At 45.9% G+C, this 19428-nt stretch carries 20 protein-coding genes; 15 read left to right on the forward strand and 5 right to left on the reverse strand.

The window, feature by feature from the left end; all coding sequences use genetic code 11:
- The 4 genes from IQ209_RS14785 to IQ209_RS14795 form a co-directional block, all read left to right on the forward strand.
- Positions 1-1864, forward strand: a 1864-nt coding sequence (locus IQ209_RS14785) for a PAAR domain-containing protein (protein WP_228005901.1), incomplete at its 5' end; no start/stop codon positions are given.
- A 27-nt stretch (positions 1865-1891) separates the two neighbouring features.
- Entirely contained in the window at positions 1892-2389 is a 498-nt protein-coding gene (locus IQ209_RS18390; RefSeq protein WP_339378890.1) for a hypothetical protein, read from the forward strand.
- Between the two features lie 155 nt (positions 2390-2544).
- Entirely contained in the window at positions 2545-2781 is a 237-nt protein-coding gene (locus IQ209_RS14790) for a hypothetical protein (protein ID WP_193852012.1), read from the forward strand.
- A gap of 552 nt (positions 2782-3333) precedes the next feature.
- Entirely contained in the window at positions 3334-3870 is a 537-nt protein-coding gene (locus IQ209_RS14795) for a hypothetical protein (protein ID WP_228005902.1), read from the forward strand.
- A gap of 63 nt (positions 3871-3933) precedes the next feature.
- On the opposite strand, the gene IQ209_RS14800 is transcribed toward IQ209_RS14795, so the two are convergent.
- Positions 3934-4302, reverse strand: coding sequence for a DUF1090 family protein (locus tag IQ209_RS14800; RefSeq protein ID WP_193852014.1), 369 nt, complete (start codon positions 4300-4302; stop codon positions 3934-3936).
- Positions 4303-4510: 208 nt separating this feature from the next.
- On the opposite strand from IQ209_RS14800, the gene IQ209_RS14805 reads away from it, so the two are divergent.
- Positions 4511-5353 carry a 23S rRNA (adenine(2030)-N(6))-methyltransferase RlmJ gene (locus IQ209_RS14805; protein ID WP_193852015.1) on the forward strand — a complete coding sequence of 281 codons (843 nt, stop codon included), beginning with the start codon at positions 4511-4513 and terminating at the stop codon, positions 5351-5353.
- A 194-nt stretch (positions 5354-5547) separates the two neighbouring features.
- On the forward strand, positions 5548-6900 hold the full coding sequence (gene gorA / locus IQ209_RS14810; RefSeq protein WP_193852016.1) for a glutathione-disulfide reductase: 1353 nt from the start codon (positions 5548-5550) through the stop codon (positions 6898-6900).
- A gap of 80 nt (positions 6901-6980) precedes the next feature.
- Here gorA and lsrK read toward each other — a convergent pair whose 3' ends face one another.
- Both lsrK and lsrR read right to left on the reverse strand, forming a co-directional pair.
- Positions 6981-8573 carry an autoinducer-2 kinase gene (gene lsrK, locus IQ209_RS14815; protein ID WP_193852017.1) on the reverse strand — a complete coding sequence of 531 codons (1593 nt, stop codon included), beginning with the start codon at positions 8571-8573 and terminating at the stop codon, positions 6981-6983.
- A 74-nt stretch (positions 8574-8647) separates the two neighbouring features.
- The gene (gene lsrR / locus IQ209_RS14820; protein ID WP_193852018.1) at positions 8648-9658 is read right to left on the reverse strand and encodes a transcriptional regulator LsrR; all 1011 of its coding nucleotides are present in this window, start codon (positions 9656-9658) and stop codon (positions 8648-8650) included.
- A 238-nt stretch (positions 9659-9896) separates the two neighbouring features.
- On the opposite strand from lsrR, the gene lsrA reads away from it, so the two are divergent.
- Genes lsrA through lsrG form a run of 6 tightly spaced genes read left to right on the forward strand, consistent with a single transcriptional unit; the run spans position 9897 to position 15775 of the window.
- On the forward strand, positions 9897-11468 hold the full coding sequence (gene lsrA / locus IQ209_RS14825) for an autoinducer 2 ABC transporter ATP-binding protein LsrA (protein ID WP_193852019.1): 1572 nt from the start codon (positions 9897-9899) through the stop codon (positions 11466-11468).
- Complete coding sequence (gene lsrC / locus IQ209_RS14830; protein ID WP_193852047.1) at positions 11446-12459, forward strand: autoinducer 2 ABC transporter permease LsrC; 1014 nt, start codon at positions 11446-11448, stop codon at positions 12457-12459. The genes lsrA and lsrC overlap by 23 nt, the downstream gene beginning before the upstream one ends.
- Positions 12459-13487, forward strand: a complete 1029-nt coding sequence (lsrD, locus tag IQ209_RS14835; protein ID WP_193852020.1) for an autoinducer 2 ABC transporter permease LsrD — start codon at positions 12459-12461, stop codon at positions 13485-13487. Before lsrC ends, lsrD begins: the two co-directional genes overlap by 1 nt.
- A gap of 36 nt (positions 13488-13523) precedes the next feature.
- Positions 13524-14543 (forward strand): autoinducer 2 ABC transporter substrate-binding protein LsrB, encoded by a 1020-nt coding sequence (lsrB, locus tag IQ209_RS14840; protein WP_193852021.1) that lies wholly within the window; start codon positions 13524-13526, stop codon positions 14541-14543.
- Positions 14544-14589: 46 nt separating this feature from the next.
- A complete protein-coding gene (lsrF, locus tag IQ209_RS14845) occupies positions 14590-15474 on the forward strand; it encodes a 3-hydroxy-5-phosphonooxypentane-2,4-dione thiolase (protein ID WP_193852022.1) in 885 nt (294 codons plus the stop codon).
- Between the two features lies 1 nt (position 15475).
- The gene (gene lsrG, locus IQ209_RS14850; RefSeq protein ID WP_193852023.1) at positions 15476-15775 is read left to right on the forward strand and encodes a (4S)-4-hydroxy-5-phosphonooxypentane-2,3-dione isomerase; all 300 of its coding nucleotides are present in this window, start codon (positions 15476-15478) and stop codon (positions 15773-15775) included.
- Positions 15776-15833: 58 nt separating this feature from the next.
- On the opposite strand, the gene mobB is transcribed toward lsrG, so the two are convergent.
- Positions 15834-16358: a molybdopterin-guanine dinucleotide biosynthesis protein MobB gene (gene mobB, locus IQ209_RS14855; RefSeq protein ID WP_193852024.1), complete on the reverse strand. Its 525-nt coding sequence runs from the start codon at positions 16356-16358 to the stop codon at positions 15834-15836.
- Complete coding sequence (gene mobA / locus IQ209_RS14860; RefSeq protein WP_193852025.1) at positions 16355-16957, reverse strand: molybdenum cofactor guanylyltransferase MobA; 603 nt, start codon at positions 16955-16957, stop codon at positions 16355-16357. Before mobA ends, mobB begins: the two co-directional genes overlap by 4 nt.
- Positions 16958-17144: 187 nt before the next feature.
- Here mobA and IQ209_RS14865 point away from each other — a divergent pair, with 187 nt between their 5' ends.
- Genes IQ209_RS14865 through dsbA form a run of 3 tightly spaced genes read left to right on the forward strand, consistent with a single transcriptional unit; the run spans position 17145 to position 19063 of the window.
- The gene (locus IQ209_RS14865) at positions 17145-17414 is read left to right on the forward strand and encodes a YihD family protein (protein ID WP_193852026.1); all 270 of its coding nucleotides are present in this window, start codon (positions 17145-17147) and stop codon (positions 17412-17414) included.
- 18 nt (positions 17415-17432) lie between these two features.
- Entirely contained in the window at positions 17433-18422 is a 990-nt protein-coding gene (locus IQ209_RS14870; protein WP_193852027.1) for a serine/threonine protein kinase, read from the forward strand.
- A gap of 17 nt (positions 18423-18439) precedes the next feature.
- Positions 18440-19063 carry a thiol:disulfide interchange protein DsbA gene (gene dsbA, locus IQ209_RS14875; RefSeq protein WP_193852028.1) on the forward strand — a complete coding sequence of 208 codons (624 nt, stop codon included), beginning with the start codon at positions 18440-18442 and terminating at the stop codon, positions 19061-19063.
- Positions 19064-19428: the final 365 nt, after the last annotated feature.

Genomic DNA, 19428 nt, shown 5'->3' on the forward strand with positions numbered 1-19428 from the left:
CGCAGCAGCCAGCTCGGCCGTCACGGATTTTATCGACAGCTTCGGTTCACCGGACGGGGTGTTGAGTCGTGGTTCCAGTAACGTCATCATTGAAGGAAAACCTGCGGCACGAGCCACCCTAGATATGGCGGCATGCAGCAAACACCCGGCACCGCCCCTGATAGCCCAGGGCAGTGAATCCGTGTTTATCAACGGTCAGCCTGCGGCGCGGGTCGGCGACAAGCTGGTCTGTGGGGCGACCATCAAAGGCGGCGCGAGCAAGGTCTTTATCGGCTCCGGTCAGGGGACTTACCTTGAGATTGAAGAAGAGTTCTCCGGCTGGCAACGGGCGTTACTGGTAGCGGTGGAATTTTTGGTGCCGCCGACACGCGGGCTGCTCAAAGGCGTGGGTAAACTGCTGACCAAAACCGGCCGGCAGGCGGTGCTGGCCGGTGCAAAGCTGGGGGCCAAAAAAGCCGGTAACGTACTGAGAGGTAAAACCCTGAGCTGTGCCAAAGCCGCGTTTAAAGCCAATAAAGGGGTCAAACGTTTCACTCAGTCCACCAAAAAATTCTTCACGGGCGACCCGATAGACGTGACCACCGGCAGCCTGTTTGACCAGCGTACCGAGTTTGAACTGGGGCAGACGATACCCCTGACCTTTACCCGTAGCTGGTCACCGGGATTGCGGGGACTGCTTGGCGAAAACTGGCTGGACAACTTCTCCGAGGCCGTTATCGCCATCGGCGACCGAGTAGAAATCCTGACGCTGGAAGGCGCTTCCCTGCATTTCGCCCTGCCCCAGAGCGTTGACCACAGTATCAACCCGGATCACCCGGAATTTACGCTGAGCCGTCAAAAACAGGGTTTTGTCCTGAGCGAGCGCAATAATCCGGTGCGCAAATACTTCACCCGGTTAGCACGCACAGAAGTGAAGACGGGACAACGCTGGTTACTCACTGAACACCGTGATCGCAATGGCAATACGGTGCGTTTTCACTATAACGACACCCATCAACTGGACAAAGTCACCCACAGCGACGGGCCGGAACTGAGGCTGTGCTACCGTGAAGATGGCCTGCTGGCCGATATCCGCCGCACGGATAACGGTCTGAATGACGTGATGGCCCGCTATGGCTATCACGAGAACAGTCGGTTGGCCGAAGCCGACAGCACCCAGCACTTTCACCTGTTCTATGACTATAACGAACAGGGACTGATTAGCCGCTGGTCGGACGGCGACCAGACGGCGGTCGGTTATACCTATGACCCGCAGGGCCGCTGTATTCACAGTGTGGGCAGTGGCGGGTTCTACCCGGTGCAACTGACCTATGAGCCGGGCATCACCCGCTCAACAACGCCACAAGGTCACACCACCACCTGGCATTACAATGACCAGCAACAGGTAACCCAGGTTGAAACCCCGTGCGGTCATGTCACGCGTTATGAATATGATGAATGGGGTAACCTGCGCCACCAGATTTTACCGGAAGGACAAACCCTGACGTTAGATTATCTGGCGGATACCGGGCTGGTGACGGCATTGACCGATGCTACCGGTGCAACCTGGCAATACCACTATGATGACACTGACCGCCTGATTAGCATGACCGATCCCCTCGATCGTGTCTGGTGGCAGCAATACGATGACAATGGCCATGCGGCCTGCTTTATTGCCCCCGATGGCCGCAAGACCACGCTGACGCGTAATGAATTCGGTTTGGTTACCGCGGCTGAAGATGATGAAGGGCATAAACGCACATGGGAATACGACCACCATCATCGCCTGAGCAAATTGTTTGATGAAGAGAACCGCAGCCTGCGGCTGGGCTACGACAGCCATGACCGGTTGCAGCGACTGGCGTCGGGGGGCGGAGCCTTATAGCTGTGGGAATACGATCGCCATCACCGGGTGGCGCTCAGCGATCGGCCGAACAACAGTCTGGAGCGTTTTCGTCATGACCGGCACGGTAACCTGACCGAATGGACGGATGCCCGTGGCGTGCCATGGTATATCGAGTACGGGCCGTTTGACTTACCGGTGGCGCGGGTGGACGGGGCAGGCCATCGCTGGCAGTACCGTTATGACCCGGACAGCCTGCAACTGCTTGAGGTCATCAATCCACAAGGTGAAAGTTACCGTTATACGCTGGATGCGGACGGGTGGGTGATCACCGAAACCGACTATGCGGGGACGCAGTGGCACTATGCCTATGACGGCAACGGCAACTGTATCGAAAAACGCGATGCATTGGGCCACATTACGCGTTTTGAATATGATGCCGCCGGCCGCCTGACGGCCATGCATACGCCGGAAGGCACGACGACATACCATTACGATATGCTGGGGCGTTTGCTGGCCGTGAATGCCCCCGACAGGTTGATAAAAAAATTATTACCAACGAGTTGATCGAGAAGAATTTAGGCGAAAATTCTCCATTAGCAAGATGGTATTAATGACATTTAATTGGATGATTTTTTTAGATTAATACTCAGGCCGGAATTTTTTGATCTTTCCGGCTTTTTTCTTTTTAAGAGCGGCTCAATCCTTGCCCTTAGCGGCTTTTGTACTCCCCCAATCAGTTCCCGCATCTTCAGCTTGATCTCACTGAGCTGGGCTTGCTGGCGCTGGCTCTGTTGCCGGATGGTGCGGGTGTCATCGCTGTCAGGAATAAGCACCAGACAGTCGTCCAAGCTTTTAACCGTCAGGCACCACGATCAAGGCTTGTTGATCCGTATCCGGCAACAGATCTGCGTTTTGCCACAGGGCATGTAAGGTATGTAAATGCAAAAGTACACTGATATGTACAAATTACCGATATTTCCTTTCTCTTTCTGATTATTTCTTAATATAACAAATCAGACACGCGTGATCGTCCTAAAACTATCACAAAATCACGTTAGCAACTATTTATCTGGTTTATTATTTGCTTACCATGTTTTTCTATTTGAAATCAAAAAAAACGCGGGTACAATTACTATACTTTTTAGTCATCCAGAGTGTCCCTGTATAACTTTCTTGATGCTAAAGATTAGAAATAGGCATCTATTTTTATCTTGTAAACCGCACTTAAGATACCAAATAGCAATTGTATAACAATCGCTTATAAGTAATAAGTGATGTTGAATTGTCTCCACAATTCAAGATGTACCTTCATAATTCTAAAAATATCAGGCTGTTGTTGGAAAGGCAGAAGGGCGTGTTTTTTGCCTGGGTTTATCAGTGCCGTGATGCAAGATGTGGCGATAAAAATGAAGTTGTAAAATTCATAAGGAATAATATTAATTACTTGATTTTAAAGGTTAAAATTCCAAGGCCGTTTTCTCATATCAGATTTGATTATGAAGGGGGGAATGATGTTTTTCCGTAATGTCAACAAAAGTAATATGATTATTTTCGCGTTAATGCTGGGAGTTATCATTTTATTTTTATCTTTTGGAAACAGCAGATTAGGAATTATTGATTACGCCGATAAGCATTGCCAGAGAAATACAACCTGTTTGATTGATATGAATAAAATTATTCCTTTTGAATGGGACAAAATGTATATCATCGACAAAGGCATAGCACCGGAGGATATTGAAAAAATTATCGGGGCAAAATTTAATTACGAAACCAGCCTTTTTTATAAGATTATTTTTGTCAGGGATCAGAAGGTGATTTATTCAGATGAATATCATCCACCTAATGAATCTTATATGAAAAAATTTATTAAGCCTAATTTTCATTATCCTTATGAAAGAGATGGAAATTATTTTAGTCATTATGCTATTTCTAAAGATAATTCCATTCTTTCAGTGAAAATTGAAAATGAACCGCTTATGAGTGATAAAATCTATTACAATATTTTTCCCTCCAATGCGCAGCAAACTAGAGGGAGAGGGCTATAAAGTATAAGATCAATACAGAATTGGGTACAGGCCATGGCTTTTACATGGCCTGTACTTTTTTATCTATTTTTTCTTAATGTCTATTTTGTTGCTTTTAGGGGGCTGGCTTTTGCTTCTTGGCTGTTTCAATCGTGGTGAATTATTTTTGTCAGTTAAATTCCTTGTTGTATTATTTTTCGCATTATCTTTTATGGTTTCTGGCTTATTGTTTTGTTCTTGCAGAAATTCTTCCAGAGCACATGTAATCTTTATGTTTTCCAAAGTGCGAGTTAATCCTTTTATTAGACGCTTATCTTTATCTGCTTGAGCATACTGGAGTTGTTTTTCCAACGTTTTTTTCTTAATCTCACATCCCATTTTACCCCAGTTTGCATAGGCAATACTCATATTGAAAACAATCAATACAGATAAGATCACTGTTTTCGACATCATGAATTATTCCTAAGATTTTGAGATTACTTATCTGAAATTTTATACGCTGATCTTGCTTTTATCCTGAAAACTCCCCCTTAGATTCACAACGAAGAGAGCAAAAAGAGGCATTTATCTTTTTTGTTGAGAATGAGGCTATAATGCCCCTTTAGTTGTCTGGTAGGGCATCAGGCAAGTTATCAATATTTTGCTTTCGGGGTTAAATCCAATGTTAAGTTATCGCCACAGCTTCCATGCCGGCAACCACGCTGATGTGTTAAAGCACGTAGTACAAAGCCTGATTATTGAGTCGCTTAAAGTAAAAGAAAAACCTTTCCTGTATCTGGATACTCACTCTGGCGCAGGTCGCTATCATTTGAGTGGGGAACATGCTGAGCGTACGGGAGAGTATCTGGAAGGTATTGCCCGTATTTGGCAGCGTGATGATATCCCCGAAGAATTGGCGGCGTATATGGATGTTGTGAAAGCGCTGAATCCACAAGGTTCTTTACGTTATTACCCAGGCTCTCCGCTAATTGCCCGTCACTTATTGCGGGAGCATGATGAGCTTAATCTGAGTGAATTGCATCCCAGCGATTTTCCTCTGTTACGTACAGAATTCTCCCGTGACAGACGTGCCCGTGTCTTGCGGGAAGATGGTTTCCAGCAATTAAAATCAAAGCTGCCACCAAAAAGTCGTCGTGGGTTTGTACTGATTGATCCGCCTTATGAATTGAAATCGGATTATCAGAATGTCGTTCAGGGTATTCAGGAAGGGTATAAGCGCTTTGCTACAGGTACTTATGCACTGTGGTATCCCGTTGTTCTTCGTCAGCAGATTAAACGCCTGGTGAAGGGGCTGGAAGCCGCTGGTATTCGTAAGATTTTACAAATTGAACTTGGTGTTCGCCCTGATAATGATCAACGGGGCATGACGGCATCAGGTATGATCGTTATTAACCCACCGTGGAAATTAGAACAACAGATGAAGGCCGTATTGCCGTGGTTGCATCAGGTACTGGTTCCTGAAGGTACAGGACATACATCAGTAGAGTGGATTGTCCCCGAATAAGATAAAAGTTCAGCGTGGCGTCATTATTAAAGGTATCGTTCAATTGATTACCTCTGAATAAACTGTGACTCGATAGCCGTAGCCTATGGCAATAAGAGCTAGAATCGTCCACCGTCAATGATAACTTATTTGTAATAATGACGTTGGGTTGAACTTTAGCAGTAACTTAATTGATTAGACGGAAGTGACCTAAGATGAGTAAACATTACAATTATATTGCAATTGGTGGTGGCAGTGGCGGCATTGCTTCCATTAACCGTGCAGCCATGTATGGGCAAAAATGTGCCCTGATTGAAGCAAAGGCATTAGGTGGAACATGTGTTAATGTGGGCTGTGTACCAAAGAAAGTGATGTGGCACGCTGCTCAAGTTGCGGAATCTATTCATCAATATGGCCCCGATTATGGTTTTGATACCACCGTCAATCACTTTGACTGGAAAAAACTCATTGCCAGCCGTACTGCTTATATTGATCGTATCCATCAGTCATATGAACGCGTATTGAATAACAATAAGGTTGATGTTATTCAGGGAGTTGCCCGTTTTGTTGATGCACATACTGTCGAGGTTAATGGCGAAAAAATCACGGCTGACCATATCCTGATCGCAACAGGGGGTCGCCCGGTATGTCCAGATATTCCCGGTGCGGAATATGGTATTGATTCAGATGGTTTCTTCGAACTAAATGAAATGCCGGAGCGTGTTGCTGTGGTCGGTGCTGGCTATATTGCTGTTGAAATCGCGGGTGTTTTGAATGCACTGGGTAGCGAAACACATCTGTTTGTTCGTAAGCACGCACCTCTGCGTTCTTTTGATCCCATGATTGTGGAAACACTGTTAGAAGTCATCAAAACTGAAGGGCCAATACTGCATACAGAAGCAATATTACAGTCTGTGATGAAAAATAGTGATGGCAGCCTGACTGTTAAATTGCAGGATGGTCGGGAGCAGGTTGTTGATACGCTGATCTGGGCGATTGGGCGTGAGCCAATGACAGATAAGCTGAATCTGGCTGCAACAGGTGTTGGGCTGAATGAAAAAGGCTATATCCAGGTCGATAAATATCAGAATACCAATGTTAACGGTATTTATGCAGTGGGTGATAACACGGGCGCGGTGGAATTGACACCCGTTGCGATAGCAGCAGGGCGTCGTTTGTCAGAGCGTTTGTTTAATAACAAACCTGATGAGCATCTGGATTACACCAATATACCAACAGTGGTATTTAGCCATCCGCCAATTGGCACGGTAGGTTTGACGGAGCCACAGGCAAAGGCTCAGTATGACGAAGATCAGGTGAAGGTTTATACATCGTCATTTACCGCAATGTACACCGCAGTGACGCAGCACCGTCAGCCATGCCGTATGAAGCTGGTTTGTGTGGGAGACAATGAGAAGATAGTCGGCATCCACGGTATCGGTTTTGGAATGGATGAAATACTGCAAGGTTTTGCGGTTGCACTGAAAATGGGGGCAACGAAGAAGGATTTTGATAATACTGTTGCTATCCATCCGACAGCAGCGGAAGAGTTTGTGACTATGAGATAAATGTTACTAGTTCAGAGTGTTACTTTTATCGAATATGCTTAGCAAAATTGGCCTCTAATTGTTAAAGAGGCCAATCAAAATCACAACCCCGGCGCCTTCCACAATGACGTCGTCAGCCCGTTATCCACCAGATGCAGTTGGTCTGCATATACCGCCTGCCAGTCTTTTTTCGCTTTTTGGTAAACCTCACGGTGACTTAAATTCGGTTGATATTCCTGCTCCCAACGTACCAATCTTTCTCCTGTTATGGGCATGGAATCATATAATCCAACACCAACCCCTGCTGCAATGGCACAACCCAATGCCGTTGCTTCTTTTACCACTGGCACGCGAACAGGCAGTCCCGTCACGTCAGACAGAATTTGACTCCAGAGTTTGCCTTTTGAGCCACCGCCTGCGAAGACCAGCGATTCTGCCTGGACACCAGAGAAAGCTGAAACCATATCGAGATTACAGGCTGAGACGATAGCGGCATTCTCTTCCAGCGCCCGAAATAGCGTTGCCTTGTTGCATTTCTCCGGATCAAGAGAGAGGTTGAGGAAAGATGGGGCGGCGTGATACCACGATTTAAAGCGCATGACATCGGAGAAAATCGGCATGACACCATAGGCACCGGCAGGAACCCTTGCCGCCATATCTTCCAGCAGATTGTAGGCATCAACGCCCAGTCGTTCCGCCAGCAGTTTTTCTTCTGCGCAAAAAGCATCGCGGAACCAGCGCATGGTGAGACCGGTGAAAAAACTGATGGATTCTGCTTGTGCCATGCCGGGGATAACGTGCGGGTTGATGCGGATATTCATGTTTGGATCGGTGATGGGTTCAGGCAGATTGACGACTTGCTGCCAGAATGTTCCGCCGAGTACTGCGGTTTGGGCGGGTTTAACGACACCAATGCCAAGGCAGCCGAGTTGAACATCACCACCGCCCATAATCACGGGAGTGCCGCTGTTCAGGCCGCATTCTGCTGCGGCTTTTTCCGTAATATAGCCGAGCAAAGTGCCTGTTTCTTTGACAGGAGAGAGGATATCAGAGCGCAATCCCGCCATTTCCAACAGGCTGGGGCGCCAATCGCGGCTGGCTAAATCCAGCATTCCTGTTGTGCCCGCGTTAGAAGGATCAACGGCCAGCTCGCTACTTAGCATATAAGCCAGCCAATCGCTGATCATGGTTAAGGTACTGGCTTGTTGATAGATATCAGGACGGTGATGCGCTAGCCAAAGCAGGCGTGGCATGGCTCCTAATGCCAATGTTTGGCCGGAATAGCGGTAGACATCATATTCAAAGGTATTATTGTAAAGCGCTTTCAGCTCGCTGACTTCATGACTGGAACGGGCATCTACGTTGGCACATGCCCAGATAGGATCGCCGTCACGATTATAAAGGACAATCCCTTCCCGCATTGAACAGGCGGCAACGCCTTGAATTGCATTGGCGGGCAATTCCGCTTTTTGTAGAGCCTGCCGAATGCATTGGCAGGCTAGTTGCCAGTTATTTTTCAGATCAAATTCCATTGAACCCGCAACATTCGCCACAGGATGGTGTATCCATTCAGCTTGTCCAACGGAAACCTGATTCCCTTCGAGATCAAATATAACTGCACGGATACTGCCAGTTCCTGCATCAAGCGCCATCAAATACTTCCTTGATGGGTGAGCATGAGCGCGTTGATTCATAATACTATCCTCGTCTGTTGTTATCTTCTTTTTATTCGATATGGCACAGGAGATGGATAGAGATTATTCGTCGATCAAATTAGCATAGCTTTCGCGGTCTGTTCTTCTGTCACCAGTGAGTTAATGTAACCGCCTTTCAGTGCAGCAACGATAGCGTCTGCTTTTTCGATGCCACCTGCCACACCAATCACGTTCGGGATGGTTTTCATTTCTGGCAATGAGATACCGATCAGTTCCTGATGGATATCAATATCGCTTACCAGTTCACCTTCCATATTGAAGAAGTAACCAAGAATGTCGCCGATAGCACCTTTGCGGCCAAACATCAATTGTTCACCATCGCTGATATAGCCGGAACGCATGATAGTTGCATTTTGCTTCTGTTTGATGGCGCCGATCCCGACGATAGCGGTATCGGCCGCACAAGCTGCCAAAATCACGTCCCGTACACTGCGTTCTTCGCAAAATGTTGCCGCGACTTGCTGGGTAGAGGCTCTCAGTGGTGCCGGAATGATGCTGACAGGACAAGCTGCATCAAGCTGGCCGATACCCGTCATATAAGGGCCAACACCGCCTGACAGCGTCACCAACCGAATTTGCTGGGATGAGATAAAACCGCTCAGATACTGCAAAGTACACATCGGCGTTTCACCAAATCCAATCGCTAATAGCTGGTGAGGTTCAATCAGCGTCATTAACAGATGAGCGGCTCCGATACCAAGACGGGCATTCAGATTCATGCCATCAAGGGTAGGTAATACGCGAACCTGTTTGAGATTAAAGCGTTTTTGCAAAGCATTTTCCAACTCCAAACACCCTTCATAGCGTGAATTGATATGAACGCGGATCACGCCAGACTGCCGTCCTTTCTCTAACAGACGGGAGACTTTCAGGCGACTGAGGCCGAGTAATTCACCGATGTCTCCTTGCGTCAGACCATCGTGATAGTAAAACCAGGCAATGCGGGCCATCAGTTCTTCTTCACTCATGCTGTTTCCCGGATAGTTGTAGCTTGAATAGTCAATTTCCTCGGATAATACGCTTCTCTCTGAGACTGATTGTTTCTTGGTTGATTTGATCGACATAATAACTTCTTTATCCACGAGGAAAGAATAAGCATAAATATCTCTAATGTACTAGAGGCTTATCGCAAAATTTGAACATATTTTAATGTAGATCTAATTTTTTCACAAAATGTGATCTAATTATTGAAAAATTCTTAAGTTTTACATTAGAGTCTTGAACAAATGTATTTAAAATAAATAAATGTTCAATTTCGCATCGGTGTCAGAAGCGCAAACCCAAAAGGCCATGAGGTATGTAATGTCACAGAGCAATACTGCCACTAATACCAATGATCCGTTTTGCCTGAACCCGACTAACAGTGCTCCGCTTTTAGTTGCTCGTGGGATCAGTAAGCAGTTTTCTGGCTTGGTGGTGTTGAAGCAGATTGATTTCTTTCTGATGTCAGGGCAGGTTCATGCATTATTAGGTGGAAATGGTGCTGGTAAATCAACTTTGATGAAAATCCTTGCTGGTATTGAACAACCGGATGCCGGAACCTTGGTTGTGGATGGTGTTACTGTCAGTTATCTGACACCAGCGAAAGCGCATCAACTGGGCATTTATCTGGTCCCACAAGAACCTTTGTTATTTCCCAATCTTTCCGTTCAGGAAAATATCCTGTTTCGTTTGCCAAAATATCAAGCCAGTACAAGTCGAATGCATGAATTACTGCTTCAGCTTGATTGCCAAATTGACTTGAAGATGCCAGCCGGTGGTTTGAATGTAGCAGATCAGCAGTTGGTGGAGATTATGCGTGGTTTGATGCGTAATTCTCGCATTTTGATTCTGGATGAGCCAACTGCCGCGTTGACTCCCGCAGAAACCGAACGTTTGTTTGCGCGAATACGGGAATTACAGCAGCGACAGGTGGGGATTATCTTCATTTCCCACAAATTACCTGAAATTCGTGAGATTGCGAATTATGTCAGTGTGATACGAGATGGGGGCATCGCTCTTAGCGGTGAGATTGAGCGCTTTACAACGGAAGCAATAATTCAGGCGATTATACCCACGGTAAAATCAATTGCGTTGGCCGATAATCAAAAATTGAGCTTGAAAGCTAGCGGTAATGTATCGGATAACATGTCAGAAATCCCCGTTTTGGAAGTAACCTCTCTGTGTGGAGAAGGGTTCCGTGATATCTCTCTGATGCTACGGGCGGGGGAAATTGTTGGTTTATCTGGTGTTGTGGGAGCAGGTCGTACGGAATTGGCGGAAACACTATATGGATTACGCCCGATAGCGAGTGGTGAGATTCGTTTCCGACAACAAGTCATCAATAAACTCAATACAGCAGAACGTTTGCAGCATGGATTGGTTTATCTGCCTGAAGATCGGCAGGCTTCTGGATTATTTCTGGACGCCTTTTTGAGTTGGAATGTTTGTTCGCTAACGCACAGCCGAAGTACTTTCTGGACGCGTTCCACCCATGATGTCGGAGTATTGGAACGATATCGCCAAGCGCTCAATATTCGATTCCACAATGTAGATCAGTCTGTACGTACGCTATCTGGCGGTAATCAGCAAAAGATCCTGATTGCTAAATGTTTGGAAGCCAAGCCTACCGTGTTGATCATTGATGAACCAACGCGTGGTGTTGATGTTGGGGCGCGTAATGATATCTATCAGCTTATTCGCAAAATCGCCAGCCAGCAGGTGGCGATTCTCCTGATTTCTTCTGATCTTGATGAAATTGTTCGGTTGGCTGATCGCGTGATGGTCATGCATCACGGTGAGCTTTGTGGACAGCTTGATAAAGAGCACGTGAATGTGGACGAGATTATGCACCTTTCTTTTGGGGAACGTCATATTGAAATTAATCCAGAATAACCGAGAAGCCACAGCATTGATCGCTATTTTGGGGCTGTTTGCTTTGCTAGGGAGCCTCGATCGCAGTGCTTTCAGCCTCCAAACTGTCACTATGATCTTCGGTAATGCCCAAATCCTTATTTTATTAGCAATGGGTGCCACGTTGGTAATGTTGACGCGCAATATTGATGTGTCTGTTGGTTCGACTACTGGGTTATGTGCTGTAGTGTTAGGAATGTTGCTTAATACAGGGCTTCCGTTGGCGGTTGCCTGTTTAATTACGTTGCTGATTGGAATGATGGCAGGGTTTATTAATGGTGTGTTGGTTGCGTGGTTGAAAATTCCGGCGATTGTTGCCACGTTGGGCACACTCTGTTTATACCGTGGATTAATGCTGTTGTTAACTGGTGGTAAATGGATAGAAGGTTTGCCTGCTGGGGTTAAAGAGCTCACCAGACCCATGCTATTTGGTGTTTCACCAATCGGCTGGTTATTGATGTTATTGATTCTGTCGATGGCGTTAATGTTAAAGAAGACTGAGTTTGGCCGTGGGTTTTATGCCACGGGTGATAACCTGCAAGGCGCTCGTCAGCTTGGTGCTCCCGTCAATGGCATTCGCATCACTGCATTTACCGTAAATGGCGTGATGGCAGCATTGGCAGGTATTGTGTTTGTGGCACAGATTGGCTTTATTCCAAATCAAACGGGGGATGGACTGGAGATGAAAGCCATCGCTGCCTGTGTATTAGGTGGAATAAGTTTGCTGGGGGGAGTAGGAACCGTCATTGGGGCGATCTTCGGGGCATATTTTCTGACGCAAATTGATAGTGTGCTGGTATTACTCAAGTTATCGGCCTGGTGGAATGATTTTATTGCTGGCCTTGTCCTGTTGGTGGTGTTAGTGCTGGATGGGCGTTTACGCAATGTTGTTGGCAAGAATTTACGCCAGCAACGTTACGCCCGTTTCCTTGAACCAATAAACAAACATACCGCAAGAAACGGGAGGCCATAATGAATAGGGTACAACGCTATGGGCAACGTTATGGTTGGGAAACGGCGCTTTTGGTGTTGTTGGTGGCGGAAATTTTACTGTTTGGCATAGTTAATCCAAGGATGCTGGATATTAACGTGCTGTTGTTCAGTACCAGCGATTTTATTTGCATCGGCATTATCGCGTTGCCGTTAACGATGGTGATTGTCAGTGGTGGTATTGATATCTCTTTTGGTTCGATTATCGGCTTATGTGCTATTGCATTGGGTGTCATGTACCAAGCTGGTTTACCGATGATTGTGGCAATTCCTTTAACTTTACTTGTCGGGGGACTGTGTGGCCTGATTAATGCTGCCCTGATTTTCTATACGGGTGTAAATCCGTTGGTAATTACCCTCGGCACAATGTACCTGTTTGGTGGTAGTGCTTTATTGCTGTCGGGATTATCTGGCGCGACGGGATATGAAGGCATTGGGGGGTTTCCTGATACATTTACTGATCTTGCTAACCTGACACTGCTCAACCTGCCTGTTCCTTTGGTCATCTTTATCCTTTTTGTATTGGTGTTCTGGCTATTTATGCATCGCACCCACCGTGGCCGTAATGTTTTTCTTATCGGGCAGAGTAACTGTGTTGCTCGTTACAGTGCTATCCCCGTAAATCGAATTTTATGTTTGTTATACGCTTTGACCGGACTGGCTTCGGCAGTGGCGGCGATTATTTTGGTTTCTTATTTTGGTTCGGCGCGTTCCGATTTGGGAAGTTCTTTCCTGATGCCCGCTATTACTGCTGTAGTGCTGGGAGGGGCCAATATTTACGGTGGATCTGGCTCGATTATGGGGACGGCACTGGCGGTTTTGCTGGTGGGTTATTTGCAGCAAGGATTGCAGATGGTGGGAATTCCTAACCAGATATCCAGTGCGTTGTCTGGTGCCTTGCTGATTGCAGCGGTGATAGGACGGTCCGCTTCGCTGCATCGCCATCAAATCTGTGATTGGTGGCAACGTCGAAGGGCTTCTGTTTCACAACAACATATTTCTGAAACATGAAAGACGATCTTGAAATAAAAATAAATGGAGATAGGCATGAAAGCACCAACAATGAAAAAGCTGGCTTTGGCTGCTGCATTAAGTCTGGGATGTGTTTCCTGGGCTCAGGCGGCAGAAAAGATTGCATTTATCCCTAAATTGGTTGGCGTTGGGTTCTTTACCAGTGGTGGGCAAGGTGCGGTAGAAGCAGGCAAGGAGCTGGGTATTGAAGTCACTTACGATGGTCCGACAGAGCCGAGTGTTGCGGGACAGGTGCAGCTTATTAATAGTTTTGTTAACCAAGGCTATGATGCGATAGTGGTTTCAGCCGTGTCACCAGATGGATTGTGCCCAGCTTTGAAACGCGCTATGAAGCGTGGTGTCAAAGTATTGACGTGGGATTCCGATACTGCGCCAGAATGCCGCTCTATCTATATCAATCAAGGAACACCAAAACAGTTGGGCGGGATTTTGGTGGATATGGCCGCAAATCAGGTGAAGAAAGAAAAAGCGAAAGTAGCATTTTTCTATTCCAGTCCGACAGTGACGGATCAGAACCAATGGGTGAAAGAGGCTAAGGCGAAAATTGCAGAGGAACATCCGAATTGGGAAATTGTTACCACCCGATTTGGCTATAACGATGCCACCAAATCTTTGCAGACGGCGGAAGGCATTTTGAAAGCGTGGGGAGACTTGGATGCGATTATTGCCCCAGATGCCAACGCTCTGCCTGCGGCGGCTCAGGCAGCAGAAAATTTGAAGCGTCAAGATGTTGCTATTGTTGGGTTCAGTACCCCGAATGTCATGCGTCCTTATGTTGAAAATGGTACGGTCAAACAGTTCGCTTTGTGGGATGTGGTCAAGCAGGGCAAGATCGCCATTCATGTTACCAATGAGATATTGCAAAAAGGCGAACTGAGTGTGGGAGATAAATTGAATATTCCTGGTATTGGCAGTGTTGAAATCTCACCCAACAGTGTACAGGGATACCGTTATGAAGCGAAAGGCAATGGCATTGTTGTCATGCCGGAGCGGGTAATTTTCACCAAAGACAATATCAATCAGTACGATTTCTAATTCATGGGGCTGGTATACAGCCCCTGACACCTTTCTGGAGGGAGAAATGGCAGATTTAGATGATATCAAAGATGGTAAAGATTTTGGCATTAATACACCGCAACAGAACACGCTGTTTGAACTGAAAGGCTGTGGTGCGTTGGATTGGGGGATGCAGTCCCGTTTGTCACGGATTTTCAATCCCACCACCAATAAAACGGTGATGCTGGCATTTGACCACGGTTATTTTCAGGGCCCAACGACAGGCTTGGAACGTATTGATATCAATATCGCCCCGTTGTTTGAACATACCGATGTGTTGATGTGTACCCGCGGTATCCTGCGCAGTCAGGTTCCGCCTGCAACCAATAAACCTGTAGTCCTGCGTGCGTCTGGAGCTAACTCGATTCTGACTGAACTCTCCAATGAAGCTGTTGCCGTGGCGATGGAAGATGCACTGCGCCTTAACGTCTGTGCGGTTGCAGCACAGGTCTATATCGGTTCAGAATACGAACACCAATCCATCAAGAACATTATCAAGCTGGTGGATCAGGGGACACGTTATGGTATGCCAACAATGGCGGTGACAGGTGTTGGTAAAGATATGGTGCGTGATCAGCGTTATTTCTCGCTGGCGACTCGCATTGCAGCTGAAATGGGGGCGAACATCATCAAAACCTACTATGTCGAAAGCGGCTTTGAGCGGGTTGTGGCGGGCTGTCCAGTGCCGATTGTGATTGCAGGTGGTAAGAAATTGCCGGAACTGGAGGCGTTAAATATGTGCTATCAGGCGATTGATCAGGGGGCGTCTGGTGTGGATATGGGACGCAATATCTTCCAGTCGGAAGCCCCTGTTGCGATGCTGAAAGCTGTGCAGGCCGTAGTGCATCATAATGAGAAACCTGCTCAGGCTTATGAGCTTTTCCTGAGTGAAAAAGCCAGGGGGGAATAATATGCACGTTACATTAGTGGAAATTAATGTTAAAGCCGACAAGATAGACGAATTTATCGAAGTATTTCGGGATAATCACCTTGGCTCTGTGAAAGAGTCGGGTAATTTACGGTTCGATGTATTGCGTGATGAGAATATCCCAACCCGCTTTTATATCTATGAAGCCTATGCCAGTGAAGAGGCCGTTGCAGCGCATAAGAAAACGCCTCATTACTTGCGTTGTGTCGAAAAATTGGAAGCATTGATGACTGAACCCCGCAAAAAAACGACGTTTATTGGTTTGATGCCGGAAGGGAAATAAGGCAAAACAGAATAACAGATAGAGTGACAGGAAATATTTCTTATTGGTATAACCACGGTTATTGATGTAACCATGCGGCAATAAATGCTGCCACTTGTTCTGGCCGATTGATATCAAGCTGTGGAAGTGGTGTTGCCAGCGCAATATCGCTGGCAATTGCTATTACATAGGGATCGAGGATCTCATCAACGGCCTGGTTCAGACCATCTCGATAAAGCACGATTTTGGGGATGGGTTCATGTTTGAATCCTTCAACCAAAATCAGATCCAGCGAATTTGCATCAAATCGGCTGGCAAGATAGCCAAGATCCAGTTCCGGCAACTCTGGGGTTTCCGTCATCAAAGCCCAGCGTTGCTGGCTGGCAACCAACGTTTGTGCAGCTCCTGCTTTGCGTAGCTCGTAGCTATCTTTACCTGGTTTATCGACATCCATATTGTGATGAGTATGTTTAATCAGCCCAACACGGATATGTTGCTGGCGTAACAGTGGAATAACTTGCTTCAAGAGCGTTGTTTTTCCGGTTCCACTATAAGCCGTGATACCCAAAATGGGCAGTTTTATGTCGTTGACGCTGTGGTTCATGCCGTCTCCTGAAAGTGTTCCCAATGATGGTATTTCCAGTGATGGCATTCTTCGGGTGTATTTAAGTTGGTGAACGCATTAGGATTGGGAAAATAGACCGCCTTTGCCTTAATCATCTGCATAAAGAACATCAGTTTCCTGTCTCCCAAAGCGAGATAGCTTTCCAGACGAGGAATTAGACTGCGGTGCATTAATACCAAGGTCGGATGCGCGCGTTCGCAATCATGTGCATAAGCAGCCCAAGCGTCTTGTTTGTAGTGCCACAGTTTTGTGACCAGGTTTTCAGGGAAATTGGGGACATCGCAAGGGACAAATACCACCCACTCGTGGATGGCGTTTTTTAAAACCGCCAACATACCTGCCAATGGCCCGGAAAAATCGGCAATGATATCCGGTATGATGGGATAGCCACTCTGATGATAAATCCCCAGATTGCGATTGGCATTAATCAACAGTTCATGAACCTGCGGCTGCAATCTTGTGGCAATGTGTTGATATAGTGGTGCATTGTTAAATTGCAGCAATCCTTTGTCGTTTCCTCCCATGCGGGTGGATAATCCTCCAGCCAGAATTGCGCCACTGATTTTTGGATGCGTCATGTTAAATCACCTGATATTGGGCAATGAAATATTTAATGTTTGGTATACCCTTTGTCTTTCAATTGTGAATCAATATCTAACCATGCTGCTTGAGGTGGCAGTATAACTTTACGCTCCTTGACAGACCAATGCTTTCTCAAAGCCATTAACCCTGCTAATTTGTATCGTGATTTATAAGGAACTAGAAATGACCTATCACCGCCTCAATGAAGTTATCGAACTTTTACATCCAGTATGGAAGAATGAACCGGATTTAAATCTGCTGGCGCTTTTGCAAAAACTGGCTGATGAAGCGGGATTCACAGGGCAGTTATCTGAATTAACGGATGATATTCTGATTTATCACCTGAAAATGCGTGGTACGGATAGCCGTGCAGAAATCCCTGGGTTAAAGAAAGATTATGAAGAAGATTTTAAAACAGCGTTGTTGCGTGCCCGGGGCATTATTAAAGATTGATGAAGAGAGAACTGTGTTGTGACAGAACCGAAGGCTTTTAATTTCCAAAATATTACGCCAGATTTAATCATGGATGCACTGGGGCAGTCTGGCCTGTACCTTGATTCTGGTTTGACCGAACTGAATAGCTATGAAAATCGGGTGTATCAGTTTATGGATGAGAACCGCAAACGCTATGTTGTGAAATTTTATCGCCCCCTGCGCTGGAGCCAGCAGCAAATTCAGGAGGAACATGATCTTGCCCATGAATTGCAGCAGGCCGATTTGCCCGTGGCAGCCCCGTTAATGTTTAGTGGGCAGACAGTGCTGAATTATGGCGGTTTCTTTTTTGCCATTTTTCCCAGTGTGGGAGGGCGTCAGTATGAATCAGATAGTTTTGACCAATTGGAAGACGTAGGGCGATTGCTGGGAAGAATGCATCAAGTTGGGGCAAAAAAATCATTTTCTGCTCGTCCTACCCTTAATCTGAATGAATATTTATATCAGCCGTATCAATATTTAGCCGAATGTGAACTCATTTCCGCCCGACATAAACAGAATTTTCTGGCTGCACTAGATGAATTGAATCAGGCAGTCGCAAGCCAATGGCATGATAACTGGCAAGTATTGCGGCTGCATGGTGATTGCCATGCTGGTAATATCTTGTGGCGTGATGAAGCATGGTTTGTGGATCTTGATGATGCCCGCAATGGTCCCGCTATTCAGGATTTGTGGATGTTGCTTAATGGCTCACGGCAAGAACGGTTGATCCAGTTGGATATCTTGCTTGAGTCATATGGTCAGTTTATGGCATTTGATCCCAAAACATTGGCATTAATAGAGCCTCTGCGTGCGATGCGAATGGTCTATTATTTAGCCTGGGTTGCTCGTCGCTGGCAAGATCCGGCTTTTCCAAAAGCGTTTCCGTGGATGGCTGATAGTGATTTTTGGCATAAGCAAGTGAGTCTTTTTTCTGAACAAGTCCGGCTGTTACAAGAGCCACCTTTACAGCTCAACCCGATGTATTAATTTTTTTGGAGACCATTATGAAGAAATTTTGGCTAGCACTGGTGGGAGCGTTTATGGCATTTAATGCATCTGCTTCCGGTTTTTCTGAAGGAAAACAGTATACCGAGTTAAAAGATCCAGTTGAAAATCAACCTCAGGTGGTGGAGTTTTTCTCTTTTTATTGTCCTCACTGCTATCAGTTTGAAAATATTTATCATGTTCCTGCTACTGTTGAGAAAAACCTGCCCGCAGGTGTGACTCATGAACGTTATCATGTGGATTTTCTGGGACCTTTGGGGAAAGCATTGACTGATGCCTGGGCAGTCGCCATTGTCATGAAGATTGAAGATAAAGTCACCCCTATTTTGTTTGATGGCATTCAGAAAAGCCAAACCATCAATAGTAAGGAAGATATCCGCAATGCCTTCATCAAAGCGGGTATATCTGGTAAAGAGTATGATGCAGCCCTGAACAGTTTTATCGTGCAATCAGTCGCTGCTAAAGAGCGTCAGTCAGCCCAGGATTTCAACTTGCGCGGTGTTCCGTCGATCTTTGTTAATGGCAAATATTTGATTAACAACGGTGGAATTGAGACTCGTTCAGCTTTAGATTACTCTCAGAAATTCTCTGAGGTAGTGAACTATCTGGTGAACAAAAAATAAGTTGCAAGAGGGTGGCGTAACGAAACAAAAACGCTAGTCTTAATATAAAATAATACAGGTATTGTGCCGATCATGAGAGAGTTGGCACAATACTTACCAAACAACACCTTTCATAACATAAACTCCGGTAATATCCACAAGTCAGTGATTTTAAAGCGGTTGTAATATTTATTTAATATTCCGCGTAATTCATTGATTTTTTATCTCCTGTTATCCACTCTTTATGGTAATAAGTATAAATCTGTTTTATATGCCATTTTTTGTGCACAAAGTTATCCACAGAATATTCATCAGAATATTTGTCATAAAATGCAAGTTAGTACGAGAAAATTCCCGCAAAATTCGTTTATAACGACACAGTATGG

Origin of the sequence: Xenorhabdus sp. BG5 (assembly GCF_015163665.1) — a bacterium.
Taxonomy (GTDB): Bacteria; Pseudomonadota; Gammaproteobacteria; order Enterobacterales; family Enterobacteriaceae; genus Xenorhabdus.